This is a genomic window from Flavobacterium rhizophilum, assembly GCF_046000485.1.
In the GTDB taxonomy this organism is placed as follows: domain Bacteria; phylum Bacteroidota; class Bacteroidia; order Flavobacteriales; family Flavobacteriaceae; genus Flavobacterium; species Flavobacterium rhizophilum.
This window is the reverse complement of the sequence record NZ_JBELQB010000010.1, coordinates 55,506-75,214: the sequence shown is the minus strand read 5'-3', so window position 1 is coordinate 75,214 and position 19,709 is coordinate 55,506. Positions and strand designations below refer to the sequence as shown.

18 protein-coding genes are annotated in these 19,709 nt (G+C 37.0%); 4 read left to right on the top strand and 14 right to left on the bottom strand.

The window, feature by feature from the left end; all coding sequences use genetic code 11:
* Positions 1-34: 34 nt before the first annotated feature.
* Together ABS768_RS13450 and ABS768_RS13445 are read left to right on the top strand one after the other, a co-directional pair.
* Positions 35-1,075, top strand: coding sequence for a DUF4932 domain-containing protein (locus tag ABS768_RS13450; protein WP_408075473.1), 1,041 nt, complete (start codon positions 35-37; stop codon positions 1,073-1,075).
* A gap of 106 nt (positions 1,076-1,181) precedes the next feature.
* Positions 1,182-1,358 (top strand): histone H1, encoded by a 177-nt coding sequence (locus tag ABS768_RS13445; protein ID WP_035134746.1) that lies wholly within the window; start codon positions 1,182-1,184, stop codon positions 1,356-1,358.
* A 68-nt stretch (positions 1,359-1,426) separates the two neighbouring features.
* On the opposite strand, the gene ABS768_RS13440 is transcribed toward ABS768_RS13445, so the two are convergent.
* The 3 genes from ABS768_RS13440 to ABS768_RS13430 all read right to left on the bottom strand — a co-directional run bounded on the left by ABS768_RS13440 (position 1,427) and on the right by ABS768_RS13430 (position 3,793).
* Complete coding sequence (locus ABS768_RS13440; RefSeq protein WP_408075472.1) at positions 1,427-2,197, bottom strand: toxin-antitoxin system YwqK family antitoxin; 771 nt, start codon at positions 2,195-2,197, stop codon at positions 1,427-1,429.
* Between the two features lie 101 nt (positions 2,198-2,298).
* Complete coding sequence (locus ABS768_RS13435; protein WP_408075471.1) at positions 2,299-3,207, bottom strand: alpha/beta fold hydrolase; 909 nt, start codon at positions 3,205-3,207, stop codon at positions 2,299-2,301.
* 4 nt (positions 3,208-3,211) lie between these two features.
* Positions 3,212-3,793, bottom strand: a complete 582-nt coding sequence (locus ABS768_RS13430; RefSeq protein WP_408075470.1) for a TetR/AcrR family transcriptional regulator — start codon at positions 3,791-3,793, stop codon at positions 3,212-3,214.
* Between the two features lie 288 nt (positions 3,794-4,081).
* Here ABS768_RS13430 and ABS768_RS13425 point away from each other — a divergent pair, with 288 nt between their 5' ends.
* On the top strand, positions 4,082-4,573 hold the full coding sequence (locus ABS768_RS13425; RefSeq protein WP_408075469.1) for a YqhA family protein: 492 nt from the start codon (positions 4,082-4,084) through the stop codon (positions 4,571-4,573).
* Positions 4,574-4,576: 3 nt separating this feature from the next.
* On the opposite strand, the gene ABS768_RS13420 is transcribed toward ABS768_RS13425, so the two are convergent.
* From ABS768_RS13420 to ABS768_RS13375, 10 genes are all read right to left on the bottom strand, one after another.
* The gene (locus ABS768_RS13420) at positions 4,577-5,362 is read right to left on the bottom strand and encodes a DUF2490 domain-containing protein (RefSeq protein WP_408075468.1); all 786 of its coding nucleotides are present in this window, start codon (positions 5,360-5,362) and stop codon (positions 4,577-4,579) included.
* 8 nt (positions 5,363-5,370) lie between these two features.
* Positions 5,371-6,159, bottom strand: coding sequence for a hypothetical protein (locus ABS768_RS13415; protein WP_408075467.1), 789 nt, complete (start codon positions 6,157-6,159; stop codon positions 5,371-5,373).
* A 108-nt stretch (positions 6,160-6,267) separates the two neighbouring features.
* A complete protein-coding gene (locus tag ABS768_RS13410; RefSeq protein WP_408075466.1) occupies positions 6,268-6,858 on the bottom strand; it encodes an OmpW family outer membrane protein in 591 nt (196 codons plus the stop codon).
* A 12-nt stretch (positions 6,859-6,870) separates the two neighbouring features.
* The gene (locus tag ABS768_RS13405; RefSeq protein ID WP_408075465.1) at positions 6,871-7,476 is read right to left on the bottom strand and encodes a DUF4136 domain-containing protein; all 606 of its coding nucleotides are present in this window, start codon (positions 7,474-7,476) and stop codon (positions 6,871-6,873) included.
* Between the two features lie 602 nt (positions 7,477-8,078).
* Positions 8,079-8,903: a hypothetical protein gene (locus tag ABS768_RS13400; protein WP_408075464.1), complete on the bottom strand. Its 825-nt coding sequence runs from the start codon at positions 8,901-8,903 to the stop codon at positions 8,079-8,081.
* Between the two features lie 50 nt (positions 8,904-8,953).
* Positions 8,954-9,997, bottom strand: coding sequence for an HAD family hydrolase (locus ABS768_RS13395; protein WP_408075463.1), 1,044 nt, complete (start codon positions 9,995-9,997; stop codon positions 8,954-8,956).
* Between the two features lie 78 nt (positions 9,998-10,075).
* Positions 10,076-11,689, bottom strand: a complete 1,614-nt coding sequence (locus ABS768_RS13390; RefSeq protein WP_408075462.1) for an arylsulfatase — start codon at positions 11,687-11,689, stop codon at positions 10,076-10,078.
* Positions 11,690-12,245: 556 nt separating this feature from the next.
* Entirely contained in the window at positions 12,246-14,600 is a 2,355-nt protein-coding gene (locus tag ABS768_RS13385) for an arylsulfatase (RefSeq protein WP_408075461.1), read from the bottom strand.
* A 488-nt stretch (positions 14,601-15,088) separates the two neighbouring features.
* Entirely contained in the window at positions 15,089-15,778 is a 690-nt protein-coding gene (locus tag ABS768_RS13380) for an SIMPL domain-containing protein (RefSeq protein WP_408075460.1), read from the bottom strand.
* 202 nt (positions 15,779-15,980) lie between these two features.
* Positions 15,981-16,628 (bottom strand): rhomboid family intramembrane serine protease, encoded by a 648-nt coding sequence (locus ABS768_RS13375; protein WP_408075459.1) that lies wholly within the window; start codon positions 16,626-16,628, stop codon positions 15,981-15,983.
* A 110-nt stretch (positions 16,629-16,738) separates the two neighbouring features.
* On the opposite strand from ABS768_RS13375, the gene ABS768_RS13370 reads away from it, so the two are divergent.
* Positions 16,739-17,641: a lysophospholipid acyltransferase family protein gene (locus ABS768_RS13370; RefSeq protein WP_408075458.1), complete on the top strand. Its 903-nt coding sequence runs from the start codon at positions 16,739-16,741 to the stop codon at positions 17,639-17,641.
* On the opposite strand, the gene ABS768_RS13365 is transcribed toward ABS768_RS13370, so the two are convergent.
* Positions 17,631-19,127: an aminotransferase class V-fold PLP-dependent enzyme gene (locus tag ABS768_RS13365; protein WP_408075457.1), complete on the bottom strand. Its 1,497-nt coding sequence runs from the start codon at positions 19,125-19,127 to the stop codon at positions 17,631-17,633. The genes ABS768_RS13370 and ABS768_RS13365 overlap by 11 nt on opposite strands.
* Positions 19,128-19,709 lie beyond the last annotated feature (582 nt).

The following is a 19,709-nucleotide window of genomic DNA, read 5'->3' as shown; positions in this document are numbered from 1 at the left end:
AAGAGCTACCTTATTTAGCTAAACTCCAATCAGCATGACTATTAATTTTTTTCGGTTCTATCTGCTACTACTCCCTACCCTGTTATGGGCACAAGATAATTTAGATATAAAAGTAGATGCCAGGATGGAAGCACTGAGTATTTTTTACACACTGGCAACAGCAGACACACTGGATATAAAACCTACTCCGTCAACATACTACAGGGATGTAAAACTGTATTTTGAACCTTTTAAAAACCATGAATCATTAAACTGGTACAGAAACCTTGACGCTTGGGATGGTTATGATATGGCTTCACTGGGGCTTTTCCTTTCAGGACAATATCCTTTTACTATAACTATTGAACCGGAAGTGAAATATATAAGAAGTTCTACTCCCGAAACATTTCTTTACCAATTTAATAAATTTTATAAGGATACAGATATGTATAGCTTTATCAATAAGCACAAAAAGCTATACCAGTCTGTCTGTCAAAGTGCAGAAGATACTGTTAAAACTTCGGGCATATTAAACAATATACAATCCTTCTACGGTACTACTGTTGAGAGCAAGTTTGTTATCTATTTAGATTTGCTAAATAATTTAGGCAGTAATGCTATTAGCAGCAATGATCCCCTGTTTATTAAAGAGAGAATGTTCCGGCTGGCATATCTAAATGATGAAAGCAAAAACTTAACAGATGAGTCTCCCGTAGTATTTACACCCTACATTAATGTAGTAACACACGAAATAAGCCACCTCTTCCTTAAAGAGTTTATTCCAAAATACCGCCAGCGTCTGTATAAAATACGTCACCTGTTCCTCACCACAAGTAGCGGAGAGGTATTAAATGAATCTGAATGGGAAAACGAACTTGATGAACTACTTGTAAGAGTTTGTACAGCACACATTTTAACCCAAAAGTTTGGTAATGAAAAGGGAATTGAGGAGATTAACAATCAGGCAAAACATTTCAAACTGGCAAAACCACTTTATGATTTTTTTGATTCATACCTATCTAACAGGACTTCCTTTAAGGAGATTGATACCTTTTACCCGGAGATAGTACAGTTTTTAGAAAATTACAAACAATAAAGAAACATAAGAAACCAAGCGTTAAAAAATAGTTATCAATTTTGCGTGATGTCCTGTAAATACTATCTTTACACCAATTAGTAACCAATATATTATACAGTATAACATGAAAGAATTATTTGACCAGATTAACGCACAGTTTGAATCGTTTAAAGCAGAAGCTGAGCAACACATCGAGAAAGGTAACAAAGCAGCAGGTACCCGTGCCCGTAAAGCAGCTCTTGAAGTAAGCAAACTAATGAAAGATTTCAGAAAAGTTTCTGTTGAAGAGTCTAAAAAATAAGACTATAACTGTATAGTTATACATTATAAAAAAACCTGCAAAATTTGCAGGTTTTTTTACTTTTACAATTATTTCACAGGGAGTTTCTTATCAAAATAAAGTTTGATGTTTGAAACCACTATATAAACAGAATCTTCCGCTTCACTCTCTTCTTCGTGAATATATTCCTCAAGAATGAAACCTCTAATAATTTTTGATTTTTTTTCATTACATTCTACCCCAAACCAAACATTTTTATTATCTCCTGAATAGAAAGTATCAAGAGCAACTTCATTTATATTACTAAAATCATCTTTGATAGAATCTGAAACACAAACCATTACATGACTATCTGAGATATGGGGTGAATGATAATCCACCTTTATAATCTGACGGCCTACGACAAGATGATCGGGATAGTTAATGTTAGCATAAACACTTTCCTCCTTGATATTATTTCTATCATCATAAATAATGGATTGATTTGCATGTTCTTGACCGTTAATAACTAAAAACTCATGCTTTGATTTTAGCGCCCCGTTTTCATCGTAACTTGACCACCAACCTGTTTTTAAATCACGATAAAGAGTTCCTGTTATTCTAACATTTTCATTTGGATAATACCTCTCAATAATCTTATTGTCCTGATCAAGCCATTTTGTTACACTTGTTTTTTTTCCATCATTGGAAAACCATGTCTTTTCTTTTAATATTCCATTTTTATACAACTCGATTTCAATAATATTCCCATTGTTGTCATATATTTTCTTTTCTTCGGTATTATCATCACCACAACCTATTAGTAAAAAGGTGAATAATACAGCTAAACAAAATTTCTTTAATTTTTCTTTACTTACCATCCTTCAATCATAAAAGCCCAAATTTATAACTTCTAACCTAAACTTCACTTCAACATAACTATAAACTACTTCTCAAGTCAGTAAAAAATGAAAAGTGCAATTTAGGAACCTAAAAAATTGATGATTTCACTAAATGTTGCATCAGGAGCTTCTTCACAAACAAAATGTCCACAATTCTTTATTTCAAACAGTTGAAGATTTTCTACAAGTACCGGTAAAACCATTTCAAGTAATTTAAAACCACTTCCTCCAATTCCTAAAACAGGTATTTTTAAAACCTTATTATGTTTATTATCTGCTATATCTTTTGGAAAAGTGCTGTACCATTTATTACTTGCCGAAATAGCATAATCATATTCATAAGCATTTGTGTATACAGCTCTATCAAAATCAGTAATTGTTTCTTTATCAAAACAGAGATTATTAAATATATAATCCAACACTAAATTATATCTTCCTTTTAGTAATTTCTCGGGTAATTCATCAATCTGATTAAAAGCTACCCACCAAGGGTAAGTATAACCTGTTGATTTATCAGTTAAGTCCATTAACGGAAGCATAGGTAGCCTGTACATATTCTCATCTGCCGGAGGGGTATCTAATATAATAAGCTTAGCTACCTTATCAAGATAATCACACGCTAAGCTGTAAGCAACAGATGCCCCAATATCATGCCCTGCCACAAAAACCTCATCATAGCCCAATTCAATAATAAGCTCATAAATATCTTTAGCCATGTTTTTTTTATCATAACCATCGGTTGGTTTATCTGTTGTACCCATCCCTCTAATATCAATAGCTATTACAGTATAAAAGCCAGCTAGCTTATTCATAAGCTTATGATAGCTCCACCATGTTTGGGGCCATCCCGGTAATAAAAACAAAGGCTTACCTGTGCCTCCCTTAACATAATGAAGCTTAATACCATTAGTGCTTATATAATGATTTTCAAATCCGGGAAGATGCTGTACTAAAGCTTCATCAGATAATTGTTCCTCTAAATATTTCATATTATTATTTAATAGTTAATCCAATCCCCTTACTAAATGAATACCATGCAATCTTTTTAACTTCATTAGGAGCAACATCACCTGATTCCAATACTTCAATAGTACCGTCAACTATACATCCAAATAATGTATAAACCCATGCATCATTTAAATCCTTATTAATCAAATCTTTTTTCCTTAATTCAGAAATAACACCAAACCACCTAGACTTTATATTATCCATACCTGTTTGTTTTTCATTCATAGAAAGTTCAGAAAAAGATTTTCTCTTATCCAGTTTTTGTAAAAACCTGAATTTACTTCCGCAATCAATTACTGCATATAGTGTTAGTTCTAGCTGTTTCACCGAGTTATTTGTGGCATAATAGGCATCCTGCATCATACCCTGACAATGTACCATCATCTTTTCTCTGCAAACATGTATAAGGTCGTCTCTTCCCTTAAAATGGCGTTGCATTGTTCTTGAAGAAGTCCCTGCTTTTTGAGCAACAAGATCCAGATTTGCCGAAAAATCATTGTTAAATATTTCAATTGCTGCGTCTACTATTTTATCATACGTTTTACTCATGTCGCTAATATACGACATTTATCTTTAAAAAAAGACAAAAATTACTTATCCTTTTTCGCTGCCTACAATTTATGATAATGGGTGTATGAAATACTCAATAAAACTATAAGTACTATACCCGTTGCCCAATGACACCCTAAAGCCTGTACTGCCCCTTGTTAAGTAGGTTGAAAATCACCGTGAAAAAATAAGAACCAGAGAAATTTAAACCTCATCACAATGGTTTTTAATATGTTAAAGAAAACATAATCGGCTTTAATTTTTAACAAAGTATTAGTAAATTAAAACTTTAAAAGCCAACCAATTATGAAAATCCTCTTTACTATTATGGGGAATATTTCCCGCCTGGTTTCCGGACTTGTATTTTTATGCGGTATAGTTATATTATGCCTAGCCGGGAAAGACTTTATAGAAGCCATTAAACTGGTTTTTGAAGAAACTAACAATAAATCGGCCATGATTGCAGCGGGTATGCTTAAAACCGTAGATTTTGTATTGATTTCATTAGTGTTTTTTATTTTTTCATTAGGTATAGCCATACTGTTTACAAAAGAAAGCGAAGAGAAAAAGGCTATGATACTCACCCTCCCCGAATGGCTGCAAATAAAAAATCTTACACAATTAAAAGTAATTTTATGGGAAACTATACTTACCACTTTTATAGTTACTTACATTGCCGATTTAGCATTACATAAAGTACTTAAACACGGTAGCTTCACAACGTCACAATTAATACTTCCGGGAGCTGTTTTTTTATTGGCTTTAAGCCTGTATTTTCTTAAAAAGGGAGAAAATTGAAACCTACTTGTCAATAGCCGTTTTTTCTCTTTTATATTTTTTAGCAAAAAGATCTGAAAACAAATCGGTAAAAACCACATTTATCTGAAAAGCATCATAACTTGAAGTCTTATCAGGTCGTGGTAACAACTCGTTTACATAAGAAACTTCTACCTGAAATTCACTAACAAACGAATAACCAAAACCAACAGTAAAACGGTTTCTGTCAAAAAAAGTATTGCCGCTAACACTTCCCCGTGTTTTAAACATAACCTCATCTGAAAGAAAAGTATATAGTATTCCCGGTTTAATAATAGGCCCGTTTAACGGATAAGTTCCCTTAGCCTGAAACCTTAATCGCATAACGGCTTCAAAATAACCGGTATCATTTTCCAGATGCCTGTCTTCCAGCCTTGCTTTCAGGTTAGTGCGTAGCCTGGTTTTTGTCATTAGGTAAGTTAGCTGTACAGCAAGCCTGTGTTCGGGTGATTTTTCCTGTAAAAGCTCGGGTACATTAGTGTTATAAAAAAAGGCATAAAAAAAGGATAGCTTCCATCTTTCACTGGGATAATAGTGTCCCCATCCCCTGCCATAAAACTGTATGATTCCGTAAAAAGGGCTGTTATGTTCGGGTATACCGCTTGTGGTAATACCTACATCAGCCTCAATAGACCATTTTTCATTTATATCCTTTACAAAAGCATACTCATTCCAAAACTGCGTATAGTTTTCGGTTTGGCAATAAACGGCAAAGCCTGTTAGTAATAACAGGTAAGGCCAAATGTTTTTATAATTATTTACAAGATGCACAGCATGGATTATTTAGGGAAAAGGAAAATCAGTACGGCACGCCACCCCCAGTCTGCTTTGGTACCACTGGGAGCTGCAAGGTTAAACCTTGGTCCCACTACAATAGATACTTTTTGCCCACCAAGGCTTGTTACCCCACTTATGGTAGGGTTAAGCCATAAGGTTGTATTGCTGTTTTGCCAGTCCTGAGTCATTTCCATATTCCCCCCCAGTCCGGCACCGCTTTTCCAGTTATAGGTAATAAACGGCTGAAGGAACATTTGGCTTACATCGGGTCTGTCACTGCTTCCTGCCACACTCCATATCTGGTTTACAAGAGCACCATATGTCCATCCGTTAGATTGTTTTAGTGCAACAGCCGTAGGCCCTACACCAAACTTTTTAGTAGTTAGGAAATCATCTGTACCTACCGGCAAAAGTAAAGCAGGCCCCACACCCCATGTAAGTCCGTTTTTAGAATTTTTAGGACTAAAAAAACTGCTCACAACCGCATCGCTTAGCCCGTTTTGCTTTTCACCCGGTCCGGTAATGTTATATTGGGTTACTACGGGAAGAATTAATCTGTTTATTAAGTTCCAGTTTTCATTTAAGCTTACCGGAATAACAGGCTGAAAGTTCATGGTGTTTCGGGATCCGTTAAGGTCGCCAATACCATAATCACTGTTATTCTGAAAAGGCACGCTTATAAGTGATGCTATAGGGTTAGACAGTTTTTTTGCAAGTTCGGCAGCATCATCCTGAGCTCTTACTGTTAGCATTCCTAAAAAAAGAAAAGCTAAGGCGTATATTTTTTTCATAGTATGATTCGTATTAGTTAATGATATTTTAGTGAGATGTATCTCCCCACCCCTCATTTAGGGTTGGGGAATTGATTATAACAATAACCTGTTTAAATGAAACTAACTTTAATAAAACCATATAGCCCCTATCATTATTGACGAATAGGTCATACTTCCCACATTATCTATATCAGAAGCATAGTTATACCTGTATGAAAGGTTTAACCCTATATTTGAGGCTGCTTTATACTGAAATCCAACTTCGGGTTTTACTAAAAAAGCCCAGCCGTCGTTTTCAATCTCAAAAATGCCTATATCTGCCCGTTTGTTAACATACATCGTCCCTATGCCTACTCCTATGTAAGGCATTACATTAGAGCTGTTGCCAAAATAATAGGCACCATTTACATATATAGGCAGTGCGTTTACATAGTTAAACTGGTTCCCCGAAAAGGTTTGGGTACCATCGGTTAGTGAACTATAACCTTTTTCTTCATAAAAGGTTTGCAGCCCAATACCTAACCCTACACTTACATTACTCTTTAGCATAAAGGCATAATCTACGGCTACTCCCCTTCCACTGGTATTACCTGTAAAATCTTTAAGGTCGCCCGAAGGGAATCCAATTGAGTAATTTACAGATCCAAACGAATTTTGAGAAAATCCCTGTGCGCATATAAGGGAAAAAATTGCTGTTAAAAATATTTTCATTTTCATAATACAGGGATTTTAATTGTTAAACGGAGACTGCATAAAAGCCTGGTCTATATTAGCATCTATCCTGTCTATTATATAGGCATCGGTACCTTCTAAAAGGCCATTAATAACACATACCCACTCCACAGGAACCTGATTGCCTGTAATGCCCGAAGGGCTTGTCATCTGTATCACTATGGTGCCTACACTAAATCCACTAATATAGGTTGGGTAATAGCCGGGGTAGTACCAGCCCCATCCCGGAAAATACCCAGGATAATACCAGCCCCACCAGTCAACACTATAGTACAGGAAGTTAGAGTCCATTGCTGCGGCAAGCACTACAACATCAGGGTCATCATTCTCATCTACTTCTGTCCATCCCTGCGCGTTAAGGTTAGATTTCAACGAGCTTATTATAGCATCACTAAAATTAGTATCTATAAATACAGGGCTGTTATCAGGGTTACCGTCAACATCAATTACTGCATCGGGTAATGAATAAGTAAGGGGTTGTGAAAAGTTAAAATCAGGTGAATAGTTGGTATAAACCGAGTCGAGCTCATCTGTATACTCAGGTCCGTCCGGATAACAGCCTGCCAATAGTATAAACAGAGAAAAAAGTAAAATTTTACGCATAACAGTCTTTGTTTAAATTGAATTTTAAAAAAATAAAAAAACACCCCAATATTATGGTTAGGGGCTAAACACTATAAATGAGATCTAATCTCACTTCATCATTCTTGCTGCTTCTGTTTCAAGGTCAGCAAAACTTTCTTCGCTAACATCTATACCTACACCAAATATGGTCACCCTTTTAAAGTTTTCTTTTTGGGGCAGACTTTGCAAAAGTCTTCATAAACCCGGACTGAAGTAAAATGCTTTTTCTTAGAGTAGTAACATTCATGTATTTTAATTTAGTGGTTAGATTAAATTTCAAATAGTGAAGATCTATGAGTTAATGATGAAAAATTAATTTTTACCGCCAGTGATTAGTCCTGTGGTATAAGCTCAAAGTCGCGCCAGGTATGTGACCGACCACTAATTAAATGAAGTAAAATAACACTAGTGATTACTTAAATGCTATTTTTGAATTTTATAGGTTTATAATAATGCTTCCCTTAAACTCTTATTAAAATCAATAAAAATTAATACTGAAAAACAGGTTGTTAACATTTTTTTTTTCAGGAAAAGTGTTTTTACAAAAAACCTCAGTTAATAAGGGCTTTTATAGTATTTAATTACATAGGCAGATACCACCTAAAACCAAACCGTACTCCGAAATCGTTTAGGTTTCGTGTATATCCATCAGAACGGTAAGCCATAATCTCAGGTTCTATATAAGCGTTATACTTTAATTTACCCGACCATATATAGCCTACTCTAAAATCCATTGGGATGGCTACTTTTCCGGTTTTATAGTCAAACTGCCATTCAGGTTCAATTCCTGCATATATACCATTTGCCCATGTATAAAATATATTAGGCTGTAGTATTGCAAAAGCTGAAGATCCATATTTACCGTTGCCGGAAATTGAGAAAAAGTTTTCCCAAATCCAGTACATCTGCCATTTTCCCAAATCAGTAAAAGTAACTGTAAAAGCGGGGCCAATTGCTAATTGCGGAGAACCTAACTGATTATCTGTTGCTGTGGGTATTTGTAAGTTCCATCCGGCACCAAACTGCCCCCAGTCTTTTTTACTCAGTATAAAAAACTGGTTAAGGGTCACATCTCCTAAGCCCGTAGTACCATCGGGAGCTGTATTTACAAAAGCAATAACCCTTATAAGCTGGGGTACTTTAATTAAAAGCCCCTCTTTTAAAGGGATAATACCCCGTATACGGAAATTTTGGGCAACCCCATCCTGATTATGTGTTTTAAAAATTGTAAACTCTTCCAGCTGAAGCTGCCATGCAAGCGTGGTAGGATTCATTACCTGCTGTGATAATTTTACCGAAGTGGTACCTTCAGGCTCTTGTACAGTGTCCTGAGCGTTCATTAAATAACAATACACTACTGTTACTAAAAGAGTTAGAAAATACCGACATCTGTTATTCTTTCCCATAGTTACTTTTTATTAAATTGATAATCAGTGAAGGGCAGGAATATTTATTCTTACTTGTAAACTGTTTTCCAGTCGTCTTTCATATTAACAACTGTCCAGCCTTTCTGGTTGGCTTCGTCAAGGCCTTTATCAAAAGTACCTATATGCGACTTCCTGTCATAAGACCACTCCCTTATAGAGTCGGTATGATGCACATAAAGTTCAAAATTCTTATACTTGTTTGAGGCTGTGTATTGCAGCATTTGCAAATCGCCATCAGAGTTTCCTGCCGCAAAAACAGGTTTGCGCCCTATAAACTTATTTATGGCAACAGGCTTACCCTGCTTATCATCCATAAATTCAAGCTGGGGCAGTATTCTTATAACCGGATTTCCGTTATTGTAGTCAAACTCGGTTTTATTACTGCTGCCTACAATCTGGTCTTTTGGTATACCATATACACCTTCGGCCCAGGCACGCATAAAGCCTATACCACCACCCGAAACTATAAACACCTTAAAGTCATTTGCCTGTAAATATTTTACAAGCTCCAACATTGGTTTAAAAACCATATCGGTATACGGTACATTTTTAGTTGGGTGTTTAGCGGTAGCAATCCAGTCTTTCACTATTGTATCAAACTCATCGGTAGTTACACCGCTATGGGATACCATTACTATTTCCATAAGACCTTTTTCACCCTGCTGCATTAATGCATTCATATCGTTTTCCAATACTGCCTTATAAGGTTGTTTATTTTTCCAGTCAGGATGGTCTGCCGAAAGGGCTTTTATCCTATCCATGGCAAAAAACAACTGAAAATAAGCAGGCTGTTCGCTCCAAAGGGTTCCATCATTATCAAAGGTGGCAATACGGTCGGCTACGGGGATAAAGTCAGCACTGCCATCAGTAGTAACATCTTTTACATAGTTTATTATGGCTTCTTTATTGGCTCCTTCATTCCATGACGGCAGCGGATCTGAGTTACTTACTTCAACTGTTTCAGTTCCTGACTCAGTATCTTTAGCAGGTTCCTGCTTACAGGCCGATAAAGAGATAAAAAGCACCATAAAAGCAAAGGCTTTTGTTATAGGGGAGATTAATTTATTGTTCATAATTGGATATCATTTAAGGTTGGTCAAAAAAAAATGCTGCTGAACATAATAGCCCAACAGCATTTCTTATCCTTTATATTATTTTGGATCTGCGCTTAAGGAAGGAACTTTTATATCGTTATCCTTAATCAGTTTTTTTACTTTTTCAATGTTCCTAAAATGTTCTATTGTCATAGGGCCTGTATACACTTCACTTTGCAGTGGCCTTGGCGGATAGTCTACATAGGTTTTCATCAGCTCGGCAGTTGCCTGATTAAACACTACTAGAGTCCAGGTCTTTTCTGTCCAACTGTTCATAAATAAATCATAGCGTTCCTGCGGATCCTGCCAAAGGTCATAAATAGCAGGCACTGTTGCTATATACGTTTCGTCACCTCTCCAGCCCAGTTGCTGCCCCGGCATATCGCTGCCCGCTATAGCACCATTATCACCACGTGTATTAAATACCGCTTTCCATTTACCTATACGTACAGCTCCCGGAGACAATTCTGTTTCTGTAAAATAGAACCATTTGTCACGAAGTGGTTTTCCTTTTTTAAATAATACATTAGACATGTCATAACTATCAAATACCATAGCTACTCCTTCTCTGTCTTTAGTAGGTAATTGTACACCTGCAAGGCTTGCAAATGTTGCCATTAGGTCAAGTCCGCCTACAATATCATGGCTGTCACTGCCTGCTTCAATCTGTCCTGGCCACCATGCAATGGCAGGTACACGGCTACCCGCTTCTCTATCAGTACCTTTAGTACCTCTAAATGGTGTATAGCCTGAGTCTGGATGTACATCCTGCCATGCACCATTATCTACAGTATAAATTACAAAAGTATCTTCTGCAATACCCAGTTCGCGTATCTTATCCATAATACGCCCTACGTTATAATCCATCTCCATAACACAGTCGCCATATTTGCTTTTTGCGGGAGATTTGCCTGCAAACTGTTTAGACGGCAGGTTAGGCTGATGATTTTTAGCAAAGTTGATGCACATAAAGAATGGATCGCCCTCTTTAGCATAAGCCTCAAGCTGCTTAAGGTTATTATCCGTCATCATCATATCCAGTTCTGCAATGTTATCTTCAGTTACCTTAGTTGTTTCTCTTGCTTTCTGTCCCGCTAAGCCTTCCAATACACCCGTAGTCGATTTTTGGAAAAACTCATTCATTTCCGGCGACATATCAGGATTCCATGAAGGAAAACAATAAGTGTAAGCATTTAAGTGATATAATACCACATTCTCCATTTTATCAAAACCCTGTGCGTTAGGCATGGCATAATCAGCCTCACCCAAATGCCATTTACCCGAAAAATAGGTTTTGTAATTTGCCTTTTTCAATACCGAAGCAAGTGTCCATTCGGCAGCAGGTAAACCGCCGCCCTGCCCCTGAAAGGCAACTGTTGTCATACCACTTCGATTAGGAATACGCCCGGTTAGCATTGCTGCCCTGCCGGGTGTACAGCTTGGCTGCCCGTAAAACGACCAGAACTGCATTCCTTCCTTAGCCATCTTATCCAGATTAGGAGTTGGCATACCACGGCCTAAACCGCCGCCATAAACACCAAGGTCTCCCCATCCGGTATCATCCGAAATAATCATTATAATGTTTGGCTTCTTTTTGCTTTGCGCGAAAGTATGTGTAAATACAAAGCAAAATAAACCGGTAAAAACTAGTGATAATAATCTTTTTTTCATAAGAATAGATTTAATAATTAGTTGAAATTGATTTACTTTAATAACTATAGGTTTGAGTTTAGTTAGTAGATAAGTAAAATTTCCGCCTAGGTATACTAACCTCGTGGTAAAGGCTCTAAATCGCGTCGTTAAACGACCGATATACTAATTTTTGCTGAAGTAAACAGTTTATTATCCGGATTGATTTTTGTTAAAAATTTGACAATAATAACATCATTTACATTAAATTCATTATTAAATTTAACAAAAATAAAGAACTAATAACCAGAGTATTAACAAAAGTTTAGGAGTTTAATTTTTATATAAAATATTTAATAAATTTACATAATTTACCCATAATTCACCTTAGTTAAGGTTAGAGTGACTATTAGAATGAAAGGGATTAAAATAAATTTCCCCACATACTACTATGCGGGGAAATATTGCGGGGATTACAATTACATTAATTAACCTGAATATGCACTACTGCCTAGTTCCCGCCTGCAGTATTTTGTATATAGCTTAAAGTTGTAAAATAAAGTACTACCAAAACAGAAGAATCTCAAAAATTACAGGATTATTTCAATTCAATAACTACTTTATCTATAACACCACTAAATGAATTATTGTGTCCGTATGAATCGCTAACTAAGGCTCCTAAATCTTTACCTATATCAAGTGTTTCGGTAGCACTAAACCTAACCGGAACCACTTTTGGTATATCTCCTTTACCTACCGGTTTTTCGTTAATAAACAATTCGGCCGTACCGCCATCGCCATATTCCTTACCTGTTTGGGTATACACCATTTTTATGCTGAAATTACCTTTAGGCAGTGTAGTGTTTGAAGCTACAGAATATATTTCTTTTCCGAAGAAATTATAATCATAGTACACTTTACCGTTTTTTACATAAAGTGTCCATCCTCCGGCACCTCCACCCTCAGCTGCAAGTACTCCGCTATTATTACCTTTATTTTGCCCAATTATTGTAACATTATGGCTTCTGGCATAAATAGGTGGCGCAGATCCCTCAGGAATCCTTACAACACCCTGCGAATATTCAAATTTGGTTTTACCTCTCACATTACTAGGCCTGTCTGGTATTTGAGCCCTTTGGGCAAAGCGGTCATCAAGCGGATAAACATTATATTTTTTTGCTTCCTCATCAAACAACTGCTGCAATTCCTTAAGTTTCTCAGGTTTTTTAGCTGCCAGATCTACCGCTTCAGAAAAGTCATCATTTATATTATATAACTCCCATTGGTTATCCTTAAAGCCTTTAGAACCTGTAAGTATCCAAGGGGCACCATGAAAACTTGCTGCTACCCAACCATCATTGTAAATAGCACGATGCCCTCCTGTTTCAAAATACTGTACCTTCCTTGTGCCTTCTGCATTTCCATTTTCAAAAGTATATTTCATACTTACCCCAGCTAACGGAACCTGCTCTACACCATTAACACTTGTTGGAAAAGTAATGCCTAGTACATCATAAACGGTAGGAGCAATATCAATAACATGATGAAACTGTGAGCGTATTTCTCCTTTGGCAGCAATTCCTTTTGGCCATGTGATTATCATACTGTTTCTGGTTCCGCCAAAATGACTCGGAACACGTTTCATCCATTGAAAAGGTACACCTCCTGCCCAGCTCCACGGAACAGCAAAATGATTTTCATGTTTAGGCCCGCCAAGCTCATCCATAATAGCTAACTGGCTTTCTACAGTATCTGGGAAACCATTTTGGGTATACATGTTGTTACTGGTACCCGACATACTTCCTTCTGCCGAAGATCCATTATCTCCTACAATAAAAAATACAAGGGTATTATCAGCATCAGGTAGTTCATTAATAGCTTTTAATAGCCTGCCTATCTGATAATCGGTATATTCCAAAAAGCCTGCAAATACTTCCATCTGTCTGGCAAACAATTTTTTTGCATCGGCAGATTGGGAATCCCACGACGGAATTTCCTTTGGTCGCTCTGTAAGTTTGGTGCCTTGTGGTATTATACCCTGTTCAAGCTGGTTTTGATATACTATTTCCCGGTATTTGTCCCACCCCATATCAAACTTTCCTTTATATTTATCTATCCATTCCTTAGGGGCATGATGTGGTGCATGTGCTGCACCGGTTGCATAATAGGTAAAAAATGGTTGTTCAGGAGCTATTGATTTTTGGGTTTTCATCCATGTAATAGCCCGGTCTGTCATATCTTTACCTAAATGATAACCCTCTTCGGGCAATGATGGTGGCTCTATAGTTTGAGTGTTTAATATTAACTGCGGTTCCCACTGGCTGGTTTCTCCACCAAAAAAACCGTAAAAATGCTCAAACCCTACACCTGTGGGCCAACGGTCGTAAGGGCCTATAGCGCTTGTTTCCCAATCAGGTGTATTATGCCATTTTCCGTAAGCTGAAGTACTGTACCCATACTGCCTTAGTACTTCTGGTATGGCAGCAATGTCTTTACCCCACATACTATTGTACCCCGGGTAACCTGTACTAAGCTCAGTAATAGTACCATTACCGCTTTGATGATGATTTCTGCCTGTTAAAAGAGCGGCTCTTGTAGGAGAACATATACCTGTAGTATGAAATCGGTTATAGTATAGGCCTATATTTTTAAGACTGTCCATTACCGGAGTATTAATAAGTCCTCCGTTAACACTGGGCTGACCAAAACCTATATCGTCCAAAAGTATTATAACTATGTTTGGAGCCCCATCTTTCGCCTTATAAGGCTGAGGGAAGTCAGGGGTAGAAGTTTCAAAAGTTTCCCCTATATCCCCATTAAATTCAGGAATGGGATGTGGTAAAACGTTACTTTCTCTGTCTGTTTTTTGAGTATCATTCCCCTTTTTACCGGAATTGTTACAGGATATTGCCATAAACGATATGACAATACAAAAAGTGAAAAAATGTTTCATTGTTGGTTGGTTTAAATTACTATATAAAAACACTTTAGGTAAACCTAAAGATTATTATAAATCCTTATAAAAATCCCCCTTATATGCTTTAAGTAATATCTTTCTGGAAAATAAAGTCCTCCTGCTTTTAACAGGAGGACTGCAGGGGAATCACAATAACTAACCTAATATTTAATCAACTTATTTTTTACAGAACAGAAAAAAATCCCCGGGGCGCATTATCCCGGGGACAGGAACAAAGTCCAACCTATTTCAGGTAGACAACTAAATTCTTAATTCGTATAATTTGTGATGCGGTTTTCATGTTTTACAAAATGTAAATTAAGGCAAGTGTTAAATTCACACCTTTAAATTAACAAATACCGAAAGACTACTTACACAACTTAACAAAACTTTAGCAACTCATTCACAGACACTTGATATAAAAAAATCCCCAAAGGCAATGCCTTTGGGGATTTCTATTTTATATTTTTTTTCTCTAACTAATATTATAATTTTAAAGCAAAACCAACAGTTACATTTGCTTTTATTTCTATCTCACCTACAGCAATAGTTTCTCTGGATCCTGCTGAATCAGCTGCCATTTCATAAGATACTGATTTCATTCGCAAAGGCATATAAGACGACGAACCATTTTCGGTAATCATCATAGCAGCACCTATACTCTGCCCCAGTGCCGATGCATATTCTTTTGCTTTTTTCTGAGCATCAAGCATAGCTTCCCTTCTTGCCTGTGCTTCATATTCTTTTTGTTTAGAAGATTCAAAGTTTACTCCTTGTATGTTGTTAACTCCGGCATCGGTAAGGCCTGTAATAAGTTCGTCATACTTACTTAAATCTTTTAACTTAACCGATATGGTTTGAGAAGCTCTGTAGTAGTATTTCTTTTTGTCGTAATCATAGCTCCTGTTAAGATAAACACGATCAGTTTGATAATCCTTTGCGTCAATCCCTACTTTTTTAAGGTATTTAATAACAGCATCGGTAGCCTTATCATTTTCCTTTTTTACCTCTTTGGCATCGTTACCTTCGTTATTTACCCCAATGGTAATGGTAGCCATATCCGGCGTTACTTTTACTATACCCTCACCCTGTACGGTTACCTGTGGCATGGGTGTCTGTTGTGCGTTTGCAGCTCCTGCTGCCATCATAACTAATACTATTGCAATTTTTTTCATAGTGATTATATTTTTTGTTTTGGCTAATGAATTCCAAATTGCATGCCATAAAAGCGTACAATTGTTACGAAATTAACAAAACCTCACAACACAGGCTGTTAAGAAAATGATAATCAAATGAATGGAGAAAGATAATTTTTTAGTGTTTTATCATAATTCTATGACAACTAACTTTCTTTTTAAATTGAAGAATTAATTCATACTATATTTTCCCCGAACGGGCCATAAAGAATAAAATAATGATAGGTACTATAAGCAATACCACTACAAGTGTATTGGTTTGAAACAGTTGAGGCATTTTACAAAGGGTAAAAACGAGTCCGCCAATAGCACCGCCAAAGTGAGCCGTGTGCCCTATGTTATCGGCCTTAGCCTTCATACCATAAATAGAATACAGTAAATACCCTATACCCAAAACATAAGACGGCATAGGTATAACAAAAAACAGAAGTAATTGCTTATCAGGGAACATAACGATTGACGAATACATCACGCCCATTACAGCCCCCGATGCTCCTATTGCCCTGTAAAACAAATCGTTTTTATGAAAGTACAGCGTAAGCAGGTTACCGCAAATAAGGCTCGCAAAATAAATAATAACAAACTCCAGCACCCCCATGCCCCAAATTACATCAAACCCAAAAAGGTACAGGGCATACATATTGAAAATAAGGTGCATTGGGTCGGCATGTAAAAATGCGCTCGTAAACATTCTGTATTGCTCCCCTGCCCTTATACTGCCTATATGAAAGTCGTATTTCCTAAAGAAATAAACATTATCAAAACCCTTAAAACTTACTAATGCAGTAATACCTATTACTACCCAAATTGCTAAATTCCCTATATCCATATTCAATTTTAAAATGTAAATTTAACCAATAGTAATGAAACTTTTCTTACCATTTGAAGAAGAAAAGCTTAAATAAACCATAATAAAGTATATTTGTAAAAAATTTTGGAATGCAATTCTTAGCCTATATCATAGCCTATCCTATACTCTGGCTAATTTCTATACTACCTTTCAGGTTACTTTATTTATTATCTGATTTCGCTTATGTACTGGTATACCACGTAATAGGGTACCGCAAGAAAACCGTACGCCTTAATCTTGCCCTTTGCCTGCCGGAACTAACCGAAGCCCAACGCAAAAAAACCGAAAAGGAGTTTTACCGTCATTTTTGTGATACCATATTCGAAATGGCAAAAACAATGACCATTAGCGATAAGGAAATTGAAAAACGTTTTGTTTTTGAAAACATAGAACTTATACACGAATACGAAAAAAAAGGCAAGAGTATTGCTTTATTTATAGGACATTACGGCAGTTATGAATGGCTTCTTGCCATGAACAGGCATTTTACCAGCCACAAAGGTTTTGGTATTTATAAAAAGCTTGCCAATCCGTATTTTGACAAAATGGTAAGACAACTGCGCGGAAGGCTTGGTGCCGAACTTATTGATACCAAAGAAAGTATACCTGTAATGAAAAACAATGCCCGCAAGGGTATACTGGGTATTTATGGTTTTATTAGTGACCAAAGCCCTAAAATATACCGCGTTCCCTACTGGGGGAAATTCTTCGGGATGGAAGTACCCGTACACGGTGGTGCCGAATTACTTACCAAAAAGTTAGATATGAACGTAATTTACGTTAAGGGTGAAAAAATAAAACGCGGCCATTATAAAGCCACGTTTATTCCGTATGAGGGTAACCCTAAAGAAGTGCCTAACTTCGGGTTAACCGATATTTTTCTTCGTATGCTGGAAGACCAGATTAGAAAAGCCCCGGCTTATTACCTATGGACACACAAACGATTTAAAAACCGCCGTAACGATCCGCCGGGATATCCGCCTAAAGCTTAAACCAGTTATCTACCATATTTTGTACCACAGGCTGAGATTTTACGTGTGTAAATTCGTTATTAGCCCTGTTATACTCATATTCCCTGCTCCACTCCTCGTGGTTTTTAGCCAGTTCAATAATGCTCTTGCAAACATATTCAATCTCGGCATTGGTAGTAGTTGGGTGAATGGACATTCTAATCCATCCCGGTTTTTGTATCAGGTCGCCTTCGGTAATCTTGTTAGTAAGATACTGTGACTTTTCGTGGTCTACGTGTAACAGATAGTGACCGTAAGTACCGGCACAACTGCATCCGCCACGGGTTTGAATACCAAACCTATCGTTAAGTATTTTTACACCAAGGTTAAAGTGCAGGTTATCTATAAAGAACGAAATAACCCCAAGCCTTTCCTGATGCTGCGGAGCAAGTATGTTTATATTTTCTACCTCATTAAACTGAGTGAAAATATAGTCTATAATTTCATGTTCCCTTTTCAGCATGTTCTCTACCCCCATTTGCTCCTTTAGCTTAACGCAAAGCGCTGTTTTAATAACCTGAAGGAAGCCTGGTGTACCACCATCTTCACGCTCTTCAATGTTATCAAGGTATTTGTGCTCTCCCCAAGGGTTGGTCCAGCTAACGGTACCACCTCCCGGATGATCGGGAACCATGTTTTTGTATAATTTTTTGTTGAAGATAAGCACTCCCGATGTACCGGGACCACCAAGGAATTTATGCGGAGAGAAGAAAATGGCATCAAGGTAAGCCTCTTCATCTGCCGGGTGCATGTCTATATTTACATAAGGTGCGCTACAGGCAAAGTCTACAAAACAAACACCGTTGTACTGGTGAACTAGTTTTGCAATTTCATGATACGGAGTCCTGATTCCTGTTACGTTAGAACAACCTGTTACCGATGCTATTTTAAGCGTACGGTCTTTATGTTTCTCTAACAGGGCTTTAAAGCTGTCAAGGCAGATAAGTCCCTTCTCACAGGCAGGAATAACCTCAACACGGGCAATAGTCTCCAGCCATGAGGTTTGGTTAGAATGGTGCTCCATGTGCGAAACGAATACCACAGGCCTTTTCTCCTCCGGTATTGTAGTAAACTCCTTTAGGTTCTCTGGCACTTTAAGCCCCAGTATCCTCTGGAATTTGTTTACCACCCCTGTCATACCACTACCATCGGTAATAAGTACATCATCAGCTCCTGCATTTACATGATGCTTTATGATATGACGCGCTTCATGGTAAGCATTTGTCATTGCCGTACCCGAAACGGTAGTCTCAGTATGGGTATTGGCCACAAACGGACCAAATTCGTTAAGCAGTTTTTCCTCTATAGGTCGGTACAGCCTGCCACTGGCAGTCCAGTCGGTATAAACAATTTTTTGTTTACCAAAGGGAGTATCAAACTCCTGGTTAATACCCACAATGTTATTACGGAACTTTTCAAAGTACTGTTCCATTTGTGTACCTAAAGTAGTGTTTGCAGCTTCTAACATTCTTTAATCTTTATAAAGCGCAAATTTAGGAAAATTAAAACGTTATAGTCAATTACTTTTATAAACTAACACCCCCTGTTTGTGATATTTATAAAAAAACACCGGAAAGCTTAGAATATTACCCCTAAGCTACCGGCTCAACATATAAAAAACTATAATTAAAAATTATGAGAGTTGTATTAGTAAAAGTCTCTTTTCCTATGGCGTTTTTTAAGATCCTTGTAAATTAAAAAGGCCAGGTAGCATAGCAACCCTACCGCCAGTATTGGAACAATGTAATCCATGTCAATCAGTTTTAGAGTTAGTAGTTTCGTGAAATGTGATTTGGTTTTAGTAAGGTGACCGACATGTAGAATGTAACGATGCAAAACAGGCTATATTTTTAACCAATTGCTTATTTATGAAAAGTATAACACGATTTTAAGGAAATCTGACAGGTTTTGTTAAAATCCTACAAAAAAGGCAGAGGTACCAAACCCTGCCCATAACAACTGATTTTGTTTTCCTCGTTGAGTTAACTCAAATCTATTTCAACGAAGCGGCGCAAATTTATAAATATTTGTTAAATTTTTACGGAAACCC